This window comes from Vibrio sp. JC009, assembly GCF_029016485.1.
GTDB lineage: Bacteria > Pseudomonadota > Gammaproteobacteria > Enterobacterales > Vibrionaceae > Vibrio.
Genome location: NZ_CP092106.1, coordinates 473,083 through 493,822, shown reverse-complemented (window position 1 = coordinate 493,822; position 20,740 = coordinate 473,083). Strand labels below are relative to the sequence as shown.

The following is a 20,740-nucleotide window of genomic DNA, read 5'->3' as shown; positions in this document are numbered from 1 at the left end:
TCTTCTCTGGTTACAATGCAAAACAAGGTCACAAAATAGGGCTCTCCCTAACCAACACAACGAGGATAATTCAATGACCAAATCAGTGGAACTATATCAAAAGGCTCAGGATAAGATTCCAGGTGGCGTAAACTCGCCGGTACGAGCATTTAACGGCGTTGGCGGCTCACCAATTTTCATTGAGAAGGCTGACGGCCCTTTGATCACAGATGCGGACGGCAAAGAATATATCGATTACGTTGGCTCATGGGGACCTATGATTCTGGGTCACAACCATCCGGCAATCCGTGATGCAGTGATTGAAGCGGCGCACCGCGGTCTGAGCTTTGGTGCTCCGACGGAAATGGAAATCTCCATGGCTGAGCTGGTCTCTGAACTTGTTCCGTCTATGGAGCAGGTAAGAATGGTAAGTTCAGGCACAGAAGCAACCATGAGTGCTATCCGTCTTGCCCGTGGCTTTACCGGCAGAGACAAGCTGCTGAAGTTCGAAGGTTGTTACCACGGCCACGCTGACAGCCTGCTGGTTAAAGCAGGCTCTGGTGCGCTGACTCTTGGTCAGCCAAGCTCACCGGGTGTTCCTGCTGATTTTGCCAAGCATACGCTAACGGCAACATTTAACGACTTGGAATCGGTTAAGTCTCTGTTCAGAGCAAATAAAGGCGAAATCGCCTGTATTATCGTTGAACCTGTTGCAGGCAACATGAACTGCATTCCTCCGGTTGAAGGCTTCCTTGAAGGTCTGAGAGAGATCTGTGACGCTGAAGGCGCGCTGCTTATCTTTGATGAAGTAATGACAGGTTTCCGCGTGGCTCAGGGCTGTGCTCAGGCTTACTACAACATCAAACCTGATTTGACCACACTAGGCAAAGTTATCGGCGGCGGTATGCCGGTTGGCGCTTTCGGCGGCCGCAAGGAAGTAATGCAATATATCGCACCGACAGGCCCTGTATATCAGGCAGGTACGCTTTCAGGTAACCCGATTGCGATGGCTGCCGGTTTTGCTTGCCTGAACGAGCTGAAAAAAGAAGGCAACGAAGCCCGTCTTGCTGAAATCACCAAAAAACTGGCTGAAGGCTTTAAGGCAATGGCAGCTAAAAACAACATCCCGCTGCTTGTTAGTCAGGTTGGCGGTATGTTCGGCTTCTTCTTTACCGACCAGGAAAAAGTCACCAGCTTTGAAGAAGTGTGTAAATGCGATGTAGAGCGCTTTAAGAAGTTCTTCCACTATATGCTGGGCGAAGGCGTTTACCTTGCACCGTCTGCATTCGAAGCAAGCTTCACCTCTCTGGCTCATACCGATAAGGATATTGAGAAAACACTGGAAGCTGCGGATAGGTGTTTTGCGCGATTGGCGGCAGAGGATTAAAAATAGGTTACGGGTTACGGGTATAACCGCCTGTAACCTGTAACCTTGACTCTTATACACAAGTTTAAGAAGCCAAAGAATGCTCCTCCCCTTAGCCTCGAAAGGCCGGATTTTCGAAGAAGTAACATCGAAGGGGAGGCTGGGAGGGGTTGTTTCTCATGGGTTTAAGTTTTGGTGCTTTAACCATACATGGCATAACCAACCCCCTCTAACTCCCCCTTCTATTAGCTTTATCAACCAGTTAGACTTTTTCACTCAAGGGGGAGAACCGTTCTCTGGTCACTTTAATATTTGTGTATAAGAGTCAGCCTGTAACCTGTAACCCCATTATCAATTTTCAACAAATAGCCACTATCCCCAAAAATCCCCCACACCATTTGCTAACCACTTGATAAACCGCCATCATATACCCCTAAATATTGCGAAAGGATTGTCTCGTGTCAGATAAAGCAAAAATATCTTCAAGCCATTGGGTGCTTATCGTTGCGCTGTTGGCGGCGGCCTTTGGCTGTTACCTGATTGTTGAACCTTATGTGAACTCCATTGTGATGGCCTTTATCATTTCGCTGATGATGTTTCCGATTCATGAGCGGATTGAACGTAAAATGCCCACACACAGAAACATGGCGTCACTGGTTTCCTGTATTGTGCTGACCTTTATTATCGTTATCCCTTTGCTAACCGTGTTCGGGGCTATCGTCCAGCAGGGTTCTCATGCGTCGCAGAATATTTATACCTGGGTTACCGACGGCGGCATTCAGAAATTGTTTGAAAATCCATGGATAGTCAAAGCTCTGGATTTCGCTAACCAGTATCTGCCTTTTGAGAGCGTTGAGCCACAAGAGATAGCAACAAAAATTGGCCAGTATGCGAGCACCTTTGGTTCCAATCTGGTTGCCCTTAGCGCCAAAATACTGGGTGATGCCACCAACTTCCTGATGGACTTTTTCCTGATGCTGTTTGTGCTCTTCTTCCTGTTAAGAGACCACGACACTATCATTAAAGCTCTGCGCCATATCCTGCCGTTTTCCCGCAGCCAGGAAGATAAGCTTCTGGAAGAGATAGAAAAAGTGTCCAAGTCAGCTGTGTTGGGATCATTTTTAACCGCCATTGCACAGGGTGTGGCCGGGGGCATTGGTATGTGGATAGTAGGATTCCCGGGCCTGTTCTGGGGAACCATGTTCGGCTTTGCTTCATTTATTCCCGTTGTGGGAACCGCACTGATCTGGATTCCTGCATCCCTTTATCTGTTTTTTACCGGCGATGTAACCTGGGCGATTTTCTTAGCGGTCTGGAGTGCCGTTGTGGTTGGCTCTATCGACAACCTGCTCAGACCTTTCCTGATGCAAGGCAGTGCCGGGATGAATACCCTGATGATCTTCTTCTCCCTGCTGGGAGGTATTCAGCTATTCGGTCTAATTGGTTTAATCTACGGCCCGCTGGTCTTTGCCATCACCATAGTGCTGTTTAACATCTATGAAGATGAGTTCCATAACTTCCTGAAAAATCAGGATAACAGTTAAAGCAGAGCAATTAAGTGGAGCTGTTTTGCGACAGCTCCACTATCCAAATCCTCATTTTTATACTCACACCCTTTATCCTTACTGTTCCAGCGTCCTCCGTTATCCAGACATTTATCTAGCTGCCAAAGCCCCTTTTCTTCTTCATCATGCCGCCAGATTATGCGAAAATCGGCGCAAATTTTTTCACTCAGGTCTTTTCATGTCCTCTTATATCGCACCAAGCCAAATCGCAGAACGTCAACTTGAATACTTTGCAGGCAAGCATGTGCTTGTTGCCGGTGAAGCCGAAGATCTGTTTCCGGTGGAACTGGCTAAGCATTGTGAGTCTGTTACTGTATTTACCACTAACTACGGCTACTACCGTCAGTTAGAGAGACAGACCTCTGTGAAACGTATCTTTGATGTTGAACTAACCGAAGAAACCGGCGCTGATATGATTCTGCTTTACTGGCCTAAAGCAAAGGCAGAAGCGGAATATCTGCTGGCTATGCTGCTGAGCAAGCTGGGCACTGAGACTGAAATTGTGGTGGTGGGTGAAAACCGCTCCGGTGTGAAAAGCATTGAAAAGTTCTTTAAACCCTACGGCCCGATTAAGAAATATGACTCAGCAAGACGCAGCTCTTTCTACTGGGGACAGTGCATAAATGAGCCTGCTGCTTTTGTCCTGCAAGACTGGTACAAAACCTACACCCTAAATGTGTCCGGCAATGAAATCACTGTAAAAAGTCTTCCGGGTGTATTCAGCCATGGTGAATTTGATATCGGCAGTCAACTACTTGTAGACTCCCTGCCATCACTAAAAGGCAAGGTACTGGACTTTGGCTGCGGCGCCGGTGTACTAGGTGCCGTCATGGCAGTCACCAATCCGGGTATTGAACTGGAAATGTGCGATATCAGCGCCTTAGCCATCGCTTCAAGTAAACAAACACTGGCTGCCAACGGTGCAAACGCAAAAGTGTTTGCCTCTGATGTTTATTCGGATACCAGCAAGGACTACGACTTTATCATCAGCAACCCTCCTTTCCATTCAGGTCTGGATACCAGCTACAGCGCAACAGAAACCCTGCTGGAAAAGGCGCCGGAATATCTGAATGCATCAGGTGAACTCTATATCGTTGCTAACAGCTTCCTTAAGTATCAGCCAATCATTCAGGAAAGTTTCACTAATTACGCGACAATAAATAAGACCAATAAATTCGCTATTTACCACGCATCAAAATAACTGACATCAATAGGCAACCTCCCTTTGATTGCCTATTTTTGCGTGACCCTACCCGTATATCAAAAAACTTTATTGTTGACTAAAAATAAGATGCTAGAGTAAGCAACCACCCAGCCCCATCTTATGCAGTCATATGATTAAAAAGAGAAAAAAGAACCTATTTAAGAAGCTTCGCAACACACTGATGACAGCTTTTCTGACTCTGAGCCTGATTCCCCTCACCTTAATTGCCCTCTTTTTTCTCCACTCCCACAGCAAAGATCTGCAGGAGCAGAGCCACTCGTATCTGGTGTCGGTGCGGGACACCAAACAGCAACAGATACTGGACTATTTTGAAGCCAAAAGAACCGAGGTTTCCGGTTTCGTCCGCTCAGAGCTTGCCTATGCCAGTGGCGGACGCTTCTATGGTCTGGTCAAGGCCTTCCGGCTGCTTGGCTCTGATATTGAAGAGGCGCGGACAAATCTTAAGCAGCGCTATATCACTGGCTCCGGAGATAAAATAAAGACCTCGGTAAATAAAAAGTCTAAGGACTACACCAGCACAGAAAGATACCGTCTGCTGCACAAGAGATACCACAGAGGTTATGTGGAACATCTCAAACGCTCTGATTTTGACGATATTCTCCTGGTCGACTTTGAAGGGAACGTCGCCTATTCAACACTAAAAAGTGACAATATTGGAGCGAACCTGCTAAGCGATAACTACAAGAGCACCAATCTGGGAATCACTTTTCTGAGAATCCGGAAGGAAATGAATTCATATCAGAGCAGGCCGGATGAAACACTTCCTGTGGTTATCTCTGATTTTTCAGCAGAGCACGAAAATAGTTATGCATGGTTTGCCGCTCCGATTGTTCAGCAAGGCTATCTGCACAGCTATGCCCTGTTCCGCCTCCCGCTTGAGGGAATCGATGTGCTGGTTGATGACAACAGCGATGCGCTTCAGCTCCTGCTTACCGGCTCTGACCTGACTTCAAGATCCTCTTCACTCGCTCAGGAAGACATTAACAACAACCAGTACGCAGTAAACCGCGCTCTGAAGGGTATTACAGAAGTAAATACTTACACCAACTCCAAAGGCGAAAGAATAATAGCAGCATCCGCTCCGGTTTCCTTTATGGGACTAAACTGGGCGCTCTCGGTTCAGCTTTCAGAAGATGTCGCCTATGCCAGAGTTCATCATCTGAAAAAAGTCTTTATTGCCGCTATGCTTCTGGCATTTGCACTTGTGGTTATCGCTTCGCATTTTTTGTCCCGCTTTATAACCGACCCGCTGCTTAAACTAACCTGGGCAGCAGAAAAAGTCTCAGCAGGCGAACTGGAACACAATATGCTCAGCACCGACAGAACCGATGAAATAGGCCGTCTGGCTGTCAGCTTTGAAAGGATGCGCGCGTCTATCCGGGAAAAAATACTCACCATAGGTAAACAAAATGATGAGCTGGAAAAAAATCTCAGACTTATCCGCCAGCAAAACCTGGAGCTTCAGCAGGCAGATAAACTCAAGGACGAATTCCTGGCCTCCACTTCCTATGAGTTGCGAACGCCGCTTCACGGAATTATAGGAATCGCAGAAGCACTGGCCTCAGGTTCCATCGGCTCTGTTCCGGCCCATCAGAAATACCAGTTAGAGATCATCATAAATAGCGGCAAGCGCCTGTCTAATCTGGTTGATGACCTGCTGGATTATCATAAGATGCGTTATGGTCATATGGAGATAAATAAACAGGCAACGGATCTGTTTTCTGCCACCAGCCTGGTTTTGCAGTTATCCGGCCATCTTCTGAAGGGAAAACGAATCCGTATTCTGAACCAGATCCCGGACGAACTGCCCAAAATCTCCGCCGATCCGGAAAGGCTCGAGCAGGTTCTCTACAACCTTATCGGCAACGCTGTCAGATACACTCATGAGGGTAAGATCGTCATTTCAGCCACGGCTTTAAATCACCATGTCAGAGTACAGATCGTGGATACCGGCCAGGGGATCCCGCCGCAATACCTGGAACATGCTGACAAATTCAGGCAGGGAACCGGGATCGGCCTTTCCATCAGCTATCAGCTAATTGAGTTAATGGGCGGTAATCTTTATATCAGCAGTCAGCCATATGTTGGAACAACCTTCAGCTTCAGCCTGCCTCTGGCTTCTGAAGATAACTCGGAACTGGCAAAGGAAACTCACCCGGTTCACTTTCAGCTGCCTGAAATACCAAAGCAGCCAGAGCCTGATAGCTCCGCTTTTCCTGAAAACAGTGACGGACCGCTTATCCTGGTGGCCGACGCAAACCCTGTGACTCTCCAGGTGGTTGAAAGCTTTTTACGCTATGAAGGCTACCGCGTAATCACCTCCTCTGAAGGATGTGAAGTGCTAAAACAGATACAGGAAGAGCAGCCGGAAATCTTATTGCTGGACATTATGCTTCCGGGGATCAGCAGCTATGAGATTTGTGAATCAATTCGCAACGAATTCAGCCAGGCAGAGCTGCCTGTCATTATGCTCACTTCTCAAAATCAAACGGAAGAAAGAACAAAAGGGTTCGGGTCCGGAGCCAATGATTATCTGATAAAACCCTTTAGCAAGCAGGAGCTGACCGCAAGAGTTTCCACCAATCTGGCAGCCGGTAAAACGCAAACCAGCCTTTTAGAAAACCACCAGCTGCAACAGGAGGTTGAAAGCCAGAAAATCACAGAAACAGAGCTGCTCATGGCCCAGAAAACCCTGCTTGAGAGGCTGGACTCCACACAGGAAGCTATCCTCTGCGTTAACCTGGAAGATAAGGTTATCTTTGCTAATCAGGCTGCATCTATGCTTTTCAAAAAGACCGCCGGCCAGCTTACACGCTCCCACCTGAACGAGCTTATCGCCAGAAAGTACTGCTACATGCTGACGGATCAATACAGCGGCGATATAGAAATCTTCACCGGTGACCGGCAACGAAAAATACCGGGCGATATTATTACGCTTCCAGAAAGCTCAGGTATCCGTTTGCTGTTTATCTTTGATAGCGGAAAGTCTGCCAGCAGCGAAAGGATACACAGCCTGGAAACCGCGGTTGAAGTACTCTCTTCCTACGCCTGCGAGGGAGATAAGGACAAACTGGAACAGCTTCAGAATCTGGGCGATGAGTTTAAGGAAGTGGTGCAGAAGGTCAGCGGAAACGCTCAGGATAAACAGCAACAACTCCGAGAGCTGCTGGTTGCTGCAATGACAACAGCCATCGGCTACTGGGAAACCTCCACAGGCAAAAGCAAGTTCGACTTTGCTGAAGCCAGCGGTCTGTGGCGGGTTTATCTGGACAGAAGCACTCTGCAGACCCGTACGCTGGACAAATACCTCAGACTGGAAACCCTGCCAAAAACCCCAAGGTGGCGCACCGTCCTCAGCTCTCTGGACTATATTCTGGATAAATGCGCAGACCAGGATACAGACCAGCGCAAAGAGCTTGAGCAGCTAAGAAGCCAGTTAGCCAAACTTATCTGACGCCTCAGAAGCTATGTATGATGGCTACTCTGTAGCCTCATGGATAGCTTCTTTCGTATCCTTCCAGATCTTAGACGAGTCATCCTTTACACCTTGCCAGGTATTGGAACAACCTGCCAGAAACAGAGCAGCCATCAGAGCAATAACAGACAATTTCATTTTACTTTCCTTGATTTATACCTATCTGTTTATCGTACAAAATATCAAGCAGGCAAACCAGATTAGATATGCAAAACTGATAATTATCTATATCGGGATCTCTATCACGACAAACTGTCACCTTTTCCCTACAGCAACTTTTCCCTTCACAAACTCTGGTGTGATGACTATCAACTTCATAAGTAACCAAGCTAACACACCAATAAAAATAGAGAATAAAGGTAGTGAGCACTCACACAAACAGAAAGACCAGAAAGGAAAGTGACCAATATCACACAAGCTTTTCTCTATACAAACCAATAAATTGCACCATTTTTAACGTTTTTTACGTAACAGAAAACCATTTTGACGTTATTAACGGAACCGCTAATTGACCAAATTAGCAGCAAGATGTTTTCTTACTTACGGACCAGGGCTACAGGCCACTGAGTTATCCGGTTAAGGAGAGCTTAGGTAGCAAGGTCAGGAAATAATGAATCCAAATAGTAAGGAACAGCTATGCTTACCATGATTAAAAAGACGATCGTTGCAACAACTGTCATTGCAGCTACAAGCGTCTCAGCTCAGGCTCTAGCCAGAAGTGAGCTAACCATCGTACCCGACTTCTATCCGACTATGGTTAGAAACTTTAACCCCTATCTTGCAACTAACCTTCGCACCACAACCGACTTTATCTATGAACCTCTGGTGGTTTTCAATGAGATGCACGGCAATACGCCGGTTATGCGTCTGGCAGAAAACTTCTCTATGTCGGATGACCTGATGACCGTGACTTTTGACCTTCGCAAGGGGGTAAAATGGTCTGACGGTAAAGCCTTCACTGCAGATGACGTTGTCTTCTCCTATAAGCTTCTGGAGCAAAAACCAGAGCTGGACCAGCGCGGCATCAACAAATGGATTAAGTCCGTTAACAAAGTCAATGCTCATAAGGTTGAGTTTAAGCTGACAGAAGAAAACTCAAATGTCCCGTACGAAATGTCTCATGTTCCGGTTGTCGCTAAACATATCTGGAAAGAGGTAAAAGACCCGACAACCTTCACCAATGAGCAGCCGGTGGGTACAGGTCCTTTTACCGAAATCGACACCTTTACTCCGCAGCTCTACATTCAGTGCCGCAACCCGAACTACTGGGATAATGCGAGCCTGAAGGTTGATTGTCTGCGCGTGCCTCAGATTGCCAACAACGATCAGCTGCTGGGTAAAATCGTAAACTCAGAACTGGACTGGACCTCTTCATTTGTGCCGGATATCGACCGCACCTATGCCGCAGCCAGCCCGAACCATCACTACTGGTATCCGGCATCCGGTACTCAGGCATTTGTGGTTAACTACAAAAACCCTGATCCGGCTAAGCATGAAGCCCTGAACAATGTGGATTTCCGCCGCGCCTTCTCTATGGCGTTGGATCGCCAGACCATTATTGATATCGCCTTCTATGGCGGTGGCACAGTCAATGACTTTGCATCCGGCCTTGGCTACGCATTTGAAGCCTGGTCAGATAAGGATACCCATGAGAAATTCAAGAAATTTAATACCTACGACACACAAGGAGCGAAGGATCTGCTGGCAAAAGCCGGATTTAAAGACATCAACAAAGATGGCTTTGTTGAAACGCCATCAGGAAAGACTTTTGAGCTGCTGATTCAGTCACCAAACGGCTGGACTGACTTTAACAACACAGTGCAGCTTGCCGTTGAACAGCTAAACGAAGCCGGTATTAAGGCGCGCGCCCGTACTCCTGAGTTTGCGGTATATAACCAGGCGATGCTGGACGCAACTTACGATGTCGCTTACACCAACTACTTCCACGGTGCAGACCCGCACAAGTACTGGCACAGTGGCTACAGCTCAGCACTTCAGAAAGGTGAAGGCATGCCGCGCTTTGCCATGCACTTCTTCCAGAATGACAAACTGGATCAGTTGCTGGACAGCTTCTACAAAACGGCTGACAAAGGTGAGCAGATGAAGATTGCCCACGGCATTCAGAGAATCATCGCTGAAAATCAGGTGACGATTCCGGTTCTCTCCGGTGCCAATATGTATCAGTACAACACCACCCGCTTTACCGGATGGTGGAATGAAGAAAACCCTCAGGGCCGTCCAAATATCTGGGCCGGTATTCCGGAGCGTCTGCTTCATGTGCTGGACCTTAAACCAGTGAACTGATTCACAACACTCCAGGCGGCGTACCCCGGTGCGCCGCAATCCCCAAAGCAATAATTATGGCGCCAGTTCGTCAGGGGATGATTCGTTCTAAAAACAGAGCTACTGACACCAGAGTCAGCAAATATCTGGATTAAGTAAGGTGTAAGTTATGGGTTATTTTCTGAGACGACTCTCTTTTTATCTGATTGCGCTGCTTGTCGCCGCAACACTGAATTTTATTATCCCCCGGGCCATGCCGGGCGATCCGGTCACCATGATGTTCGCCAATGCGACCACACAGGTTACCCCGGAACGTATTGAAGCTATGAAACAGCTTCTTGGTTTTGTCGACGGTCCAATCTGGATGCAGTACCTGACCTATATGAAAAGCATCCTGAGCTGGGAGCTGGGTACCTCAATTAAGTTTTATCCGCTAAGCGTAAACGAACTTCTGGGCAGTGCCTTTGGCTGGTCTTTGTTCCTTGCCGGCACCGCTGTGGTTATCTCCTTCTCCATAGGTTCCATCCTGGGCATATTTGCCGCCTGGAAGCGGGGCAGTAAATACGACGCCATGGTCACACCGGGCACTCTGATTATTCAGGCGGTTCCTCAGGTGGTTATCGCTATGCTGGCGATGTTTGTCTTTGCCATCGGCTTTAAATGGTTCCCGACCGGCTATGCCTATACACCAGGCAGCACGCCTGACTGGACTAGCTGGGCATTTATTAAAGACGTTGCCTATCACGCTGTGCTTCCTCTTTTCTGTGCATCTGTCGTTCAGATTGGCGGCTTTCTGGTGAACATGCGTAACAACATGATCAACCTGCTGGCTGAAGACTATATCACCATGGCAAAGGGTAAGGGCCTGAGCGAAAACCGGGTGGTCTTTAACTACGCCGCCAGAAACGCTCTGCTGCCAAGTGTAACTGCTTTGTCCATGTCTCTGGGCATGGCTATCGGTGGTCAGCTGATTATCGAAATTATCTTTAACTATCCGGGTCTTGGCACTGTTCTGTTTAACGCCATCACAGCCCGTGACTATCAGGTTCTTCAGGGACAACTGCTGATTATGACGCTGTTTATGCTCTGCTTTAACCTGCTGGCAGACATGCTTTATGTGGTTCTTGACCCTCGCCTGCGTAAGGGAGGCAAATAATTATGAAAGGTTTTATTAAGCTAATTCTGGGTAACCGTATGGCGCTGACCGGCGTATCTATACTGGGCATATTTATCTTTATTGCGCTTGCCGCGCCTTTAATCACCAAGCACGCTCCGGACAAGCGGAGCGGTAACCCACACGAATATCCGGCCTTTGTGGTCAAGAGTGCGCAAGGTAATCCGGACGGATGGGTGGCGCAGAGCCTTGCCACCGACCGCCGCACAATGCATATGTCGAAAGAAGCCGATCATGTGCTGGGCACTTCCCGCATGGGGCGCGATATCTGGTCTCAGGTGGCGTACGGTGCAAGGGTTTCACTTGCCGTTGGTTTTGGTGCAGGCCTGACCGTCTGTTTTCTGGCAACTGTCATTGGCGTTTCAGCCGGTTACTTTGGCGGACGGGTGGATGATTTTCTTACCGCTGCTATGAACATTATGCTGGTGATTCCTCAGTACCCGCTGCTGTTTGTGGTTGCCGCCTTTATCGGTGAAGCCGGGCCGCTCACTATTGCTCTGATTATCGGCTGTACCTCCTGGGCCTGGGGCGCAAGGGTCATCCGCTCACAGACTCTTGCCCTGCGTGAAAAGGAGTTTGTTAAAGCGGCCGAAGTACTTGGTGAGAAGTCATGGCGCATCATCTTTGTGGAAATACTGCCAAACCTGATCTCCATTGTGGGCGCCAGTTTTATCGGCTCGGTGATGTACGCCATCATGATGGAAGCGACCATTTCCTTCCTTGGTCTGGGCGACCCGAACACCATCAGCTGGGGCATCATGCTGTACAACGTACAGACGTCATCTTCCATGCTAATCGGCGCATGGTGGGAACTGCTTGCTCCGTGTCTGTCCCTGACACTGCTTGTTACCGGCCTTGCCCTGCTTAACTTCGCTGTCGATGAAATTGCCAACCCTCAGCTTCGCTCCCACAAGGGAATGAAACGCTGGAAGAAGATGGCAAAAAAAGACAAGCAAGAGCGCCAACCAGAACTATTCCCTCAGCGTAAAGAACTATGGGATGGAGAGTAACCCTATGACTAATCCGTTAATTTCAATCCGTAATCTGTGCGTCGACTATATCACTGACGCCGGTGATGTCCGTGCCTGCAACAATATCAGTTTCGATATTGGTAAAGGTGAGGTTTTCGGTCTGGCCGGTGAATCCGGATGCGGTAAATCCACCGTGGCCTTTTCACTGATGCGGCTGCATAAGCCACCAGCGTTTATCACCGGAGGAGAAGTGTTCTTCAACGGTGAGGATATCCTTAAATACAGCGATGCCAGAATGCAGTCATTCCGCTGGAGTGAGATGTCCATGGTTTTCCAGAGTGCAATGAATGCGCTGAACCCGGTTCTGACCATGGAAGAGCAATTCTGTGATGTGATTATGCGTCACACCAGTATGACCCGCCAGCAGGCGAAAAGCCGGGCGGAAGGTCTGCTGGAAATAGTGGATATTCATCCAAGCCGTTTAACTGACTATCCGCACCAGTTCTCAGGTGGTATGCGTCAGCGTCTGGTGATCGCCATTGCTCTGGCCCTGAATCCGAAGATGATCATTATGGATGAACCGACAACGGCGCTGGATGTGGTGGTTCAGAGGGAGATTCTGCAAAAAATCTATGCGCTGAAAGAAGAGTTCGGGTTCTCGATTATGTTTATCACCCATGACCTTTCTCTGATGGTGGAGTTCTCGGATCGTATCGGGATCATGTATTCAGGTGAACTGATAGAAGTCGCACCTTCAAAGGATATTCTTGAAAGCCCTTATCACCCGTACACCAAAGGTCTGGGAAGCTCGTTCCCTCCGTTAACAGGACCAAAGACCAAGCTGACGGGTATTCCCGGCAATCCGCTTAATTTACTTGAAATTCCGCAGGGGTGTCGTTTTCAGGCGCGATGCGAAAAAGTCAGCGAGATATGCCGTCAGCAAACGACACAACTAAGACAAATTAAGCCGAACCGCTTCTCCAACTGCCACCTGTATGGCGAGCAGATAGCTCTGGCACAAGTGTAAACAGTAACGGGAATTTGAGGAGATAACTATGAGTAACCATTTCGGCGAACTGCTGGTTGAAGGTAATAACCTGATTAAGGATTTTCCTATCACCAGCAACGCACTAAAGCAGCCTATGATGCGCGCAATTAATGATGTGTCATTCAGAATGTATAAAAGCCGGGGTCTGGCTGTTGTCGGGGAATCCGGTTCAGGCAAGTCAACTACGGCTAAGATGATCGCCAGGATGTACGCCCCCACCGGCGGGCATATCGAGTACAAGGGCCGTGATATCCAGACAATTCAGAAGCGTGCAGACCTGATGAAGTACCGCGAAGGCGTGCAGATGGTCTGGCAGGATCCCTTCGGTTCACTCAATCCGACCCACACCATATTCCACCATATCGCCAGACCGCTTCTGATCCACAAGAAGGTGACGAAGGGGAACAAAAAAGAGCTGCAGGAGCGGGTTTATGATCTACTGGAACAGGTGGGTCTTATCCCGCCAAAGGAAACGGCAGCTAAGTACCCGCACCAGCTTTCCGGTGGTCAGCGCCAGCGGGTAAACCTTGCACGCAATATCGCTGTGGGCGCTGAGGTGGTTCTGGCCGATGAGCCAACTTCTATGCTGGATGTCTCTATCCGGGCCGGGGTTCTGAACCTGATGGAAGAGATGAAATTTGAGAAGCAGATGTCTCTGCTCTACATCACTCACGATATCGCCACAGCCCGCTATATCGCGGAAGATCTGGCGGTAATGTACGTGGGCCATATGGTGGAATGGGGAGATACGGAAGAGATCATTCACGATCCACAGCACCCTTATACCCAGCTTCTGGTTTCCGCCGTTCCGGATCCTAAAAAGTCGATCCACGAAAAGCTCAAAGGCAATAAGGGAGAGATCCCGCTCTGGACACCTGACTCCACAGGCTGCCCTTTCGCCGGCCGCTGCATACATGCAACAGCCCGCTGTAAAGAACAGTTACCAGGAGTAACTAAGTTGTCCGACAACCATTTTGTGCGTTGTTACTTGTTTGAATAATTTGAGTTCAGAGATAGGTCACTCTGGGTGGGTATGGCTGCGCAAAACGCTCAGGCCATCCATGGGCGCTCACAAATGTACATCCATGTACATTTTATGTTTGCTCCGCCACACCCACCCAGAGTGCCCCTCAGCTACAGAGTAAAAAATCCCAGGGCCCAGGGCCTAAAAACCCCATAGCCCTATAACCCCATTTTTAAACCGGAGAACGATATGCAGCTGCTAACCAACCACATAGGTTATGAATTGACGGGAGAGAAAAAAGCCATTCTCATGACCGGTAAAAAGCTGACTCAGCCATTAACCGCACAACTTATTTCGGGGGAAAGTAAGGAGTGCGTCGCTGAGTTTGATCTGCTCTATCAGGGCAGAGTGGCCAACTGGCACTGCGGTCTCTTCTACAGCATAGATCTCTCACGCTGGACTGAAAAAGGATCCTACTATCTGGCTGTGGGAGAGGCCCGTTCTCACGTGTTTATTATTGATGAAGATGTGCTGATTACGCACACCTTCTCAGATCTCCTTCACTATTTTAAATCTCAACGCTGCGGCGGGATCTATGAACAGCAGGATAAAAATGTACCTCTGCTGGATAGCGATTTGTGCATTGATGCAAGAGGCGGCTGGTACGATGCATCCGGAGATGTGAGTAAGTACCTGAGTCACCTCTCTTATGCCAATTACCTGAACCCTCAGCAAACGCCAATGGTTGTCTGGAATATGCTGAAGGGTCATCAGTTGCTTGACAGTAAAACTGATTTCCCGCCTTTTCTGAAAAGCCGTCTTCTGGAAGAAGCTTTGCATGGCGCGGATTTTCTGGTTCGCATGCAGGATCCATCCGGCTTTTTCTATATGACAGTGTTTGATAAGTGGAGTAAAGACAGCAAGCAGCGGGAGCTTTGCTGTTACTCAACTCAGGAGGGCATTAAATCCGACGATTTTGAGGCAGCGTTTCGCCAAGGGGGTGGAGTTGCAATTGCTGCTCTGGCATCTGCTGCCCGTTTTATTTATCACGGCGAATTCGGCCAGAAAACCTATCTGGAATGCGCCGAAAAAGGCTACCGGCATCTGAGAGAAAATAACCTGCGCTACCTGCCCGATGGTGAAGAAAATATCATCGATGAGTACTGCGCTCTGTTAGCCTGCGTGGAACTCTACCGCACGACAGAAAAAAGTTGTTATCTGACTGAAGCCCGGGAATGGGCGGCAAGGCTTGCCAGACGCCAGCACACAGATAATCAGTTTTCATATTACTGGTCAGCAAACCATGACGGCTCTCGTCCCTATTTTCATGCCTCGGAAGCGGGCATGCCGGTTATCGCTCTTTGTGAATATCTTGCAATCGAAACCGATGAAGAAATAAAAAAATCAATAAAATCAAAAGTCGGGGTTGCCATGATCTTTGAGCTCACAGTAACTCAAAAGGTCATCAATCCCTTTGGTTATCCAAGGCAGTACGTTAAGTCAGTTTCGGGCAATAAGCGCGAGGCGTTTTTTATTGCTCAGGACAATGAGTCCGGTTACTGGTGGCAGGGGGAAAACGCCCGGCTGGCTTCTCTGGCCTGCGCCGCCTATCTGGCAACCGAAGCCGTTCCTTCTCTCAGGTTAGAAAAAACGCTGTCAGATTATGCGCAGAATGCACTGAACTGGATTACCGGCCTTAACCCTTTCGATATCTGCATGCTGGACGGGCACGGTCATAACAACCCGGACTACCTCCCTCACCAGGGCTTTAACAATGCTAAAGGAGGGATCTGCAACGGAATCACCGCAGGTTTTGAAGACGAGGAAGATATCGCCTTTAACCCGGAGAAACAGAAAGATGACATGCTGCAAAACTGGCGCTGGGGAGAGCAATGGATCCCCCACGGAGCCTGGTTCCTGCTCGCCGTTATCTGCCAGTTTACCTGTTCAACAAGAGAGTAATTCCCTGATTTTTAATCAACAAAAACAACTGAAAAAGAACATCTAGAAGGAAGTTTCAATGCAATACGGTTATTTCGACAATGAAAATCGCGAATATGTTATCACCAGGCCGGACACGCCGGCTCCGTGGACGAACTATCTGGGCACGGAAAAATTCTGCACGGTAATCTCGCAGAACGCCGGAGGGTACTCATTCTATAATTCACCGGAATACAACCGGGTAACCAAGTTCCGCCCTAATGCACCCTTTGACCGTCCGGGACACTATGTCTATCTGCGAGATGATGAGAGCGGCGATTACTGGTCTGTTTCATGGCAGCCGGTGGCAAAGAGCCTTGAAGAGGCTGACTACGAAGTTCGTCATGGCCTCTCCTATTCAAAATTCCGTTGTGACTATAGCGGTATAACCGCAACCAAAACTCTGTTTGTGCCAAAGGGCGAAGATGCCGAAGTCTGGGATCTGGTGATTAAAAACAATTCAGATAAACCAAGAACCATCAGTGCTTTCTCTTTTGTTGAGTTCTCCTTCAGCCATATCGCTTCCGACAATCAGAACCATCAGATGTCACTTTATTCCGGCGGCACGGAATACAGAGAAGGGGTGATTGAATACGATCTTTTCTACAACACAGACGAGTTTGAAGGCTTTTACTATCTGGCTTCCACCTTCACGCCTGACAGCTACGATGGTCAGAGAGATAACTTCCTTGGCCTGTACCGGGATGAGTCCAACCCGGTTGCAGTGGAGAAAGGACATTGTTCAAACCAGACTCAAACCTGTTACAACCAGTGCGGATCGCTGCATAAGCAGTTTGTTATCCAGCCGGGTGAAGAGGTGCGCTTTGCCTTTATTCTAGGGCTAGGCAAAGGCAATGGAGAAAGATTAAGAAACAAATATCAGAATCCGGAGAATATTGATAAGGCCTTTAACGATATCAAGGCTCACTGGGATAAGCGTTGCAGTAAGTTTCAGGTGAAGTCCCCGAACAAAGGGCTGGATACCATGATTAACGCCTGGACACTTTATCAGGCCGAGACCTGTGTGGTCTGGTCCCGTTTCGCCTCTTTTATTGAAGTGGGAGGAAGAACCGGCCTTGGTTACAGGGATACCGCTCAGGATGCCATGGCCGTTCCTCACTCCAACCCTGAAATGACCAGAAAGCGAATTGTGGATCTGCTTCGCGGTCAGGTAAAAGCCGGTTATGGCCTGCATCTTTTTGATCCCGACTGGTTTGATCCTGAAAAAGCCAGTGTTGAGCCTTCAAAGTCACCAACCGTTGTACCGACACCAGGTGATGAAGATAAGATCCACGGCATTGATGATACCTGCTCAGACGATCACCTCTGGCTGATCCCGACCATCTGCCGCTATGTGATGGAGACTGGCGAGACGAAGTTCTTTGACGAGGTGATTCCCTATGCCGATGGCGGCGAAGCCTGCGTTTATGATCATATGAAAGCAGCGCTGGAGTTTACCGACATACATGTAGGCAAAACCGGGGTAGCAAAGGGTTTGAGAGCTGACTGGAATGACTGCCTGAACCTTGGTGGTGGCGAGTCATCCATGGTTTCCTTCCTGCATTACTGGTCACTCAATGAGTTTGTCCATCTGGCCCGTTACCTTGGCAGAGGCGAAGATGTTACCCGCTATCAGGCCATGGCAAATAAAGTAAAAGATGTCTGTGAAACTCACCTCTGGGATGAAGAAGGTGGCTGGTATATCCGTGGCATCACGAAAAACGGAGAAAAAATCGGAACCAGTGAACAGGAGGAAGGCAAGGTTCATCTTGAATCAAACACCTGGGCAGTAGTTTCCGGTGCGGTTTCAGAAGAGCGCGGCACAAAAGCCATGAACGCAGTCGATGAATATCTCTATTCAGACTACGGACTGCATCTGAATGCCCCTTCCTTTGCCACACCAGATGATGATATCGGCTTTGTTACCCGTGTCTATCAGGGAGTAAAAGAGAACGGCGCCATCTTCTCGCACCCTAACCCATGGGCCTGGGTTGCTGAAGCTAAGCTTGGCCGGGGAGACAGGGCAATGAAGTTCTACGACGCCCTGAATCCGTATAACCAGAACGAGATGATCGAAACCCGCATCACCGAACCATACTCTTATGTTCAGTTCATTATGGGCAAAGACCATCAGGATCATGGCAGAGCGAACCACCCATGGCTGACCGGCACTTCCGGCTGGGCATATATTGCAGCAACCAACCATATTCTGGGTGTGAGATTAAGCTTTGACGGCCTGATTATTGACCCATGTATTCCAAAAGAGTGGCCAGGCTTTGAGGTCCAGCGTGAGTGGCGCGGAGCGACATACCATATTGAAGTAAAGAATCCCGACAACGTCAGTAAGGGTGTAAAACAAGTCACGCTAAACGGGACTGAAGTGACGGGAGCTATCGCTCCTCAGGCACAGGGAAGTGTCAACTATATCAGCGTGACTATGGGCTAAGGAGACCGGAAATGATCAAATTTGGCACCGGGGGCTGGAGAGCCTTTATTGGTGAGGAGTTCACCAGAGATAATGTCAGAGTCGTGGCCCAGGCAATGGCTAATATTATCAATGCCGAACAGGTAGCAGACCGCGGTTTTGTTATCGGTTATGACCGCCGCTTTCTGTCAGATAAAGCTGCGAAGTGGTTTTCTGAGGTGCTGACTGCTAACGGGATAACCGTCAGCTTTATCGGTAACTTTGTCCCGACCCCCATTGTGATGTTTAAAGCCAGGGAGATGAAGTGCGCTTATTCTGCCTGCATTACCGCTTCTCATAACCCGGCTGACTACAACGGTATTAAGATCTTTACTGAAGGAGGCCGGGATGCTGACGAGGTGATCACCGAAAAGATCGAAGTTCAGGTCGCTTCCATCTGCCAGAGTGATATCCGCTGCATGGATTTTAAAACTGCGGTTTCCAGCGCAAAGATCCAGGTTATCAACCCAATGAACGAGTTTGTGGATTCGGTCATCGACTTTATTGATACTGACTCGATCAAACAGGCAAACCTGAAGGTGCTTATCGATCCTATGTTTGGTGTGGCAAAGAACGCCCTGCAAACCGTCCTGATTGCAGGCCGCTGCGAAGTGGATGTTATCAATGACGGAGAAAACCCGGCCTTTGGTGGCCTGATGCCCTCCCCCAGCGCCGCAACGCTTTACCGCTTAAAACATCTGGTTGCCCATGAAGGCTACGATATCGGTATAGGTACCGACGGAGATGCAGACCGGCTGGGCATCATTGATGAAAAGGGGAACTTTATCCATCCCAATGAGGTGCTAATTCTGCTCTATTACTACCTGCTGGAATACAAAAAATGGGAAGGCTCAGTGGTTCGCAATATCGCCACCACCCATATTCTGGACAGGATAGCGTCAGATTACGGAGAAAAGAGCTTTGAGGTTCCCGTAGGCTTTAAGCATATCAGCTCAAAGATGGAAGAAGATAACTCCCTGATTGGCGGAGAAAGCTCCGGCGGCCTGACAATTCGCGGGCATATTAAGGGCAAAGATGGCGTATTTGCTTCAAGCCTTCTGGTGGAAATGATCAGCGTGACCGGAAAGAAACTCTCTGAACTGCTTGATGAGATCTACTCAAAATACGGTTATGCCTACACTGCCGAAGGCGATTGTACTTTTAAACCGGAGGAGAAGGAGGCTTTGTATAATAAACTCTATGTTGAAAAACAGCTTCCGCAATTTGAGCATAAAATCGAGCGGGTCAGCTATACCGATGGTCTTAAAGTCTACTTCCAGAACGGAGGCTGGGTTATCGCACGCTTCTCAGGCACAGAACCGCTGCTGAGAATTTTTTCTGAAATGGAAGATAAGGCAACGGCTGAGAAAGTGCTAAAACAGATGAAAGACTTCTTGTCTTTATAACGACTCTACACCAGGGCTGCTGGACTATCAGCCCCTAATCCCTATAGGTAGAGACCTTTGCCCGGCTTGTTGTATCGCCGGGCCTTTTTTAGTCATCCAAACGTTTCATTGCCTTTCGATAAACATCGCTTCGTTCACGCTTACCTACAGCCAAAACGGTAACAACAATTACGTTATCTTCAACCTTGTACACCAGACGATAACCAGACTGACGCAGCTTAATCTTATACAAATTATCAGCACCTGAAAGTTTGGACGCCGGTACATGCGGATTATCCAAACGCTCAATTAGTTTCTTTTTAAACTGCTGCTGTAACGTCGAGCCCAGCTTTTTCCACTCTTTGAGAGCACTCTTTTTAAAATCCAGCTTATAGGTCATCAATGTTTACCGAAATACTCTCTTCAGATTCACGTTCCTGAGCTATAGCAAGCAGTTCAAGATCTTCAAGCTTGTCCATCATCATTTCGTACGCTTCAGCAGGGACACAATAAAATGCAGGCTCATTTCGGTTTAGCACGGCAACAGGTTCGCCATATGCACTAGATGCAACTTTCATTGGATTAGCTTTTAATTCCGTAATACTCGCTGCTACATCAGCCAAAATTCTAGCGGTCATTTTTTAGGTCTCTTAAACAGTCTTTATATAGGTCATATTAGCTCTATATATGGGGTATAACAAGCTGCTTATAGACCAAAATTGTGAGAACAAAGTTAGCATCAGATTTACATGTTTGATCCGGGTGGTTTATTTAAATATCCTCAGTGGTAGCGAGTGGTAAAAATTTTACCACTCAGGCCCTCAGTGGTAGACCCATTTACCACTAGCTACCCAAATGAAC

The 20,740-nt window shown here is 48.3% G+C and carries 15 protein-coding genes; 12 read left to right on the top strand and 3 right to left on the bottom strand.

The window, feature by feature from the left end; all coding sequences use genetic code 11:
* Positions 1-73 precede the first annotated feature (73 nt).
* The 4 genes from hemL (at position 74) to L3Q72_RS02375 (ending at position 7,589) form a co-directional block, all read left to right on the top strand.
* Positions 74-1,366, top strand: coding sequence for a glutamate-1-semialdehyde 2,1-aminomutase (gene hemL, locus L3Q72_RS02390; protein WP_275131087.1), 1,293 nt, complete (start codon positions 74-76; stop codon positions 1,364-1,366).
* Positions 1,367-1,803: 437 nt separating this feature from the next.
* Positions 1,804-2,889, top strand: a complete 1,086-nt coding sequence (locus L3Q72_RS02385; protein ID WP_275131086.1) for an AI-2E family transporter — start codon at positions 1,804-1,806, stop codon at positions 2,887-2,889.
* A gap of 199 nt (positions 2,890-3,088) precedes the next feature.
* Entirely contained in the window at positions 3,089-4,111 is a 1,023-nt protein-coding gene (gene rsmC / locus L3Q72_RS02380) for a 16S rRNA (guanine(1207)-N(2))-methyltransferase RsmC (RefSeq protein ID WP_275131085.1), read from the top strand.
* A 133-nt stretch (positions 4,112-4,244) separates the two neighbouring features.
* The gene (locus tag L3Q72_RS02375; RefSeq protein ID WP_275131084.1) at positions 4,245-7,589 is read left to right on the top strand and encodes an ATP-binding protein; all 3,345 of its coding nucleotides are present in this window, start codon (positions 4,245-4,247) and stop codon (positions 7,587-7,589) included.
* Between the two features lie 24 nt (positions 7,590-7,613).
* Here L3Q72_RS02375 and L3Q72_RS02370 read toward each other — a convergent pair whose 3' ends face one another.
* On the bottom strand, positions 7,614-7,748 hold the full coding sequence (locus L3Q72_RS02370; RefSeq protein ID WP_275131083.1) for an entericidin EcnAB: 135 nt from the start codon (positions 7,746-7,748) through the stop codon (positions 7,614-7,616).
* A 498-nt stretch (positions 7,749-8,246) separates the two neighbouring features.
* On the opposite strand from L3Q72_RS02370, the gene L3Q72_RS02365 reads away from it, so the two are divergent.
* From L3Q72_RS02365 to L3Q72_RS02330, 8 genes are all read left to right on the top strand, one after another.
* The gene (locus L3Q72_RS02365; protein ID WP_275131082.1) at positions 8,247-9,914 is read left to right on the top strand and encodes an ABC transporter substrate-binding protein; all 1,668 of its coding nucleotides are present in this window, start codon (positions 8,247-8,249) and stop codon (positions 9,912-9,914) included.
* 148 nt (positions 9,915-10,062) lie between these two features.
* Entirely contained in the window at positions 10,063-11,049 is a 987-nt protein-coding gene (locus tag L3Q72_RS02360; protein ID WP_275131081.1) for an ABC transporter permease, read from the top strand.
* A 2-nt stretch (positions 11,050-11,051) separates the two neighbouring features.
* Positions 11,052-12,077 (top strand): ABC transporter permease, encoded by a 1,026-nt coding sequence (locus L3Q72_RS02355; protein WP_275131080.1) that lies wholly within the window; start codon positions 11,052-11,054, stop codon positions 12,075-12,077.
* Between the two features lie 4 nt (positions 12,078-12,081).
* Positions 12,082-13,065 carry an ABC transporter ATP-binding protein gene (locus tag L3Q72_RS02350; protein WP_275131079.1) on the top strand — a complete coding sequence of 328 codons (984 nt, stop codon included), beginning with the start codon at positions 12,082-12,084 and terminating at the stop codon, positions 13,063-13,065.
* Between the two features lie 28 nt (positions 13,066-13,093).
* Positions 13,094-14,086: an ABC transporter ATP-binding protein gene (locus L3Q72_RS02345; protein ID WP_275131078.1), complete on the top strand. Its 993-nt coding sequence runs from the start codon at positions 13,094-13,096 to the stop codon at positions 14,084-14,086.
* A gap of 213 nt (positions 14,087-14,299) precedes the next feature.
* Entirely contained in the window at positions 14,300-16,012 is a 1,713-nt protein-coding gene (locus L3Q72_RS02340) for a glycoside hydrolase family 9 protein (protein WP_275131077.1), read from the top strand.
* Positions 16,013-16,070: 58 nt separating this feature from the next.
* Positions 16,071-18,476: a N,N'-diacetylchitobiose phosphorylase gene (locus L3Q72_RS02335; RefSeq protein ID WP_275131076.1), complete on the top strand. Its 2,406-nt coding sequence runs from the start codon at positions 16,071-16,073 to the stop codon at positions 18,474-18,476.
* A gap of 11 nt (positions 18,477-18,487) precedes the next feature.
* On the top strand, positions 18,488-19,900 hold the full coding sequence (locus tag L3Q72_RS02330) for a phosphoglucomutase/phosphomannomutase family protein (RefSeq protein ID WP_275131075.1): 1,413 nt from the start codon (positions 18,488-18,490) through the stop codon (positions 19,898-19,900).
* An 88-nt stretch (positions 19,901-19,988) separates the two neighbouring features.
* Here L3Q72_RS02330 and L3Q72_RS02325 read toward each other — a convergent pair whose 3' ends face one another.
* The gene (locus L3Q72_RS02325; protein WP_275131074.1) at positions 19,989-20,279 is read right to left on the bottom strand and encodes a type II toxin-antitoxin system RelE/ParE family toxin; all 291 of its coding nucleotides are present in this window, start codon (positions 20,277-20,279) and stop codon (positions 19,989-19,991) included.
* A complete protein-coding gene (locus L3Q72_RS02320; protein WP_275131073.1) occupies positions 20,269-20,517 on the bottom strand; it encodes a type II toxin-antitoxin system Phd/YefM family antitoxin in 249 nt (82 codons plus the stop codon). Before L3Q72_RS02320 ends, L3Q72_RS02325 begins: the two co-directional genes overlap by 11 nt.
* Between the last annotated feature and the right edge of the window lie 223 nt (positions 20,518-20,740).

Coding starts and splice junctions, on each gene's coding strand:
- L3Q72_RS02375 (WP_275131084.1), top strand. CDS start 4,245: ATGATTAAAAAGAGAAAAAAGAACCTATTTAAGAAGCTTCGCAACACA.
- L3Q72_RS02365 (WP_275131082.1), top strand. CDS start 8,247: ATGCTTACCATGATTAAAAAGACGATCGTTGCAACAACTGTCATTGCA.
- L3Q72_RS02340 (WP_275131077.1), top strand. CDS start 14,300: ATGCAGCTGCTAACCAACCACATAGGTTATGAATTGACGGGAGAGAAA.
- L3Q72_RS02325 (WP_275131074.1), bottom strand. CDS start 20,279: ATGACCTATAAGCTGGATTTTAAAAAGAGTGCTCTCAAAGAGTGGAAA.
- rsmC (WP_275131085.1), top strand. CDS start 3,089: ATGTCCTCTTATATCGCACCAAGCCAAATCGCAGAACGTCAACTTGAA.
- hemL (WP_275131087.1), top strand. CDS start 74: ATGACCAAATCAGTGGAACTATATCAAAAGGCTCAGGATAAGATTCCA.
- L3Q72_RS02335 (WP_275131076.1), top strand. CDS start 16,071: ATGCAATACGGTTATTTCGACAATGAAAATCGCGAATATGTTATCACC.
- L3Q72_RS02345 (WP_275131078.1), top strand. CDS start 13,094: ATGAGTAACCATTTCGGCGAACTGCTGGTTGAAGGTAATAACCTGATT.
- L3Q72_RS02370 (WP_275131083.1), bottom strand. CDS start 7,748: ATGAAATTGTCTGTTATTGCTCTGATGGCTGCTCTGTTTCTGGCAGGT.
- L3Q72_RS02350 (WP_275131079.1), top strand. CDS start 12,082: ATGACTAATCCGTTAATTTCAATCCGTAATCTGTGCGTCGACTATATC.
- L3Q72_RS02320 (WP_275131073.1), bottom strand. CDS start 20,517: ATGACCGCTAGAATTTTGGCTGATGTAGCAGCGAGTATTACGGAATTA.
- L3Q72_RS02355 (WP_275131080.1), top strand. CDS start 11,052: ATGAAAGGTTTTATTAAGCTAATTCTGGGTAACCGTATGGCGCTGACC.
- L3Q72_RS02360 (WP_275131081.1), top strand. CDS start 10,063: ATGGGTTATTTTCTGAGACGACTCTCTTTTTATCTGATTGCGCTGCTT.
- L3Q72_RS02330 (WP_275131075.1), top strand. CDS start 18,488: ATGATCAAATTTGGCACCGGGGGCTGGAGAGCCTTTATTGGTGAGGAG.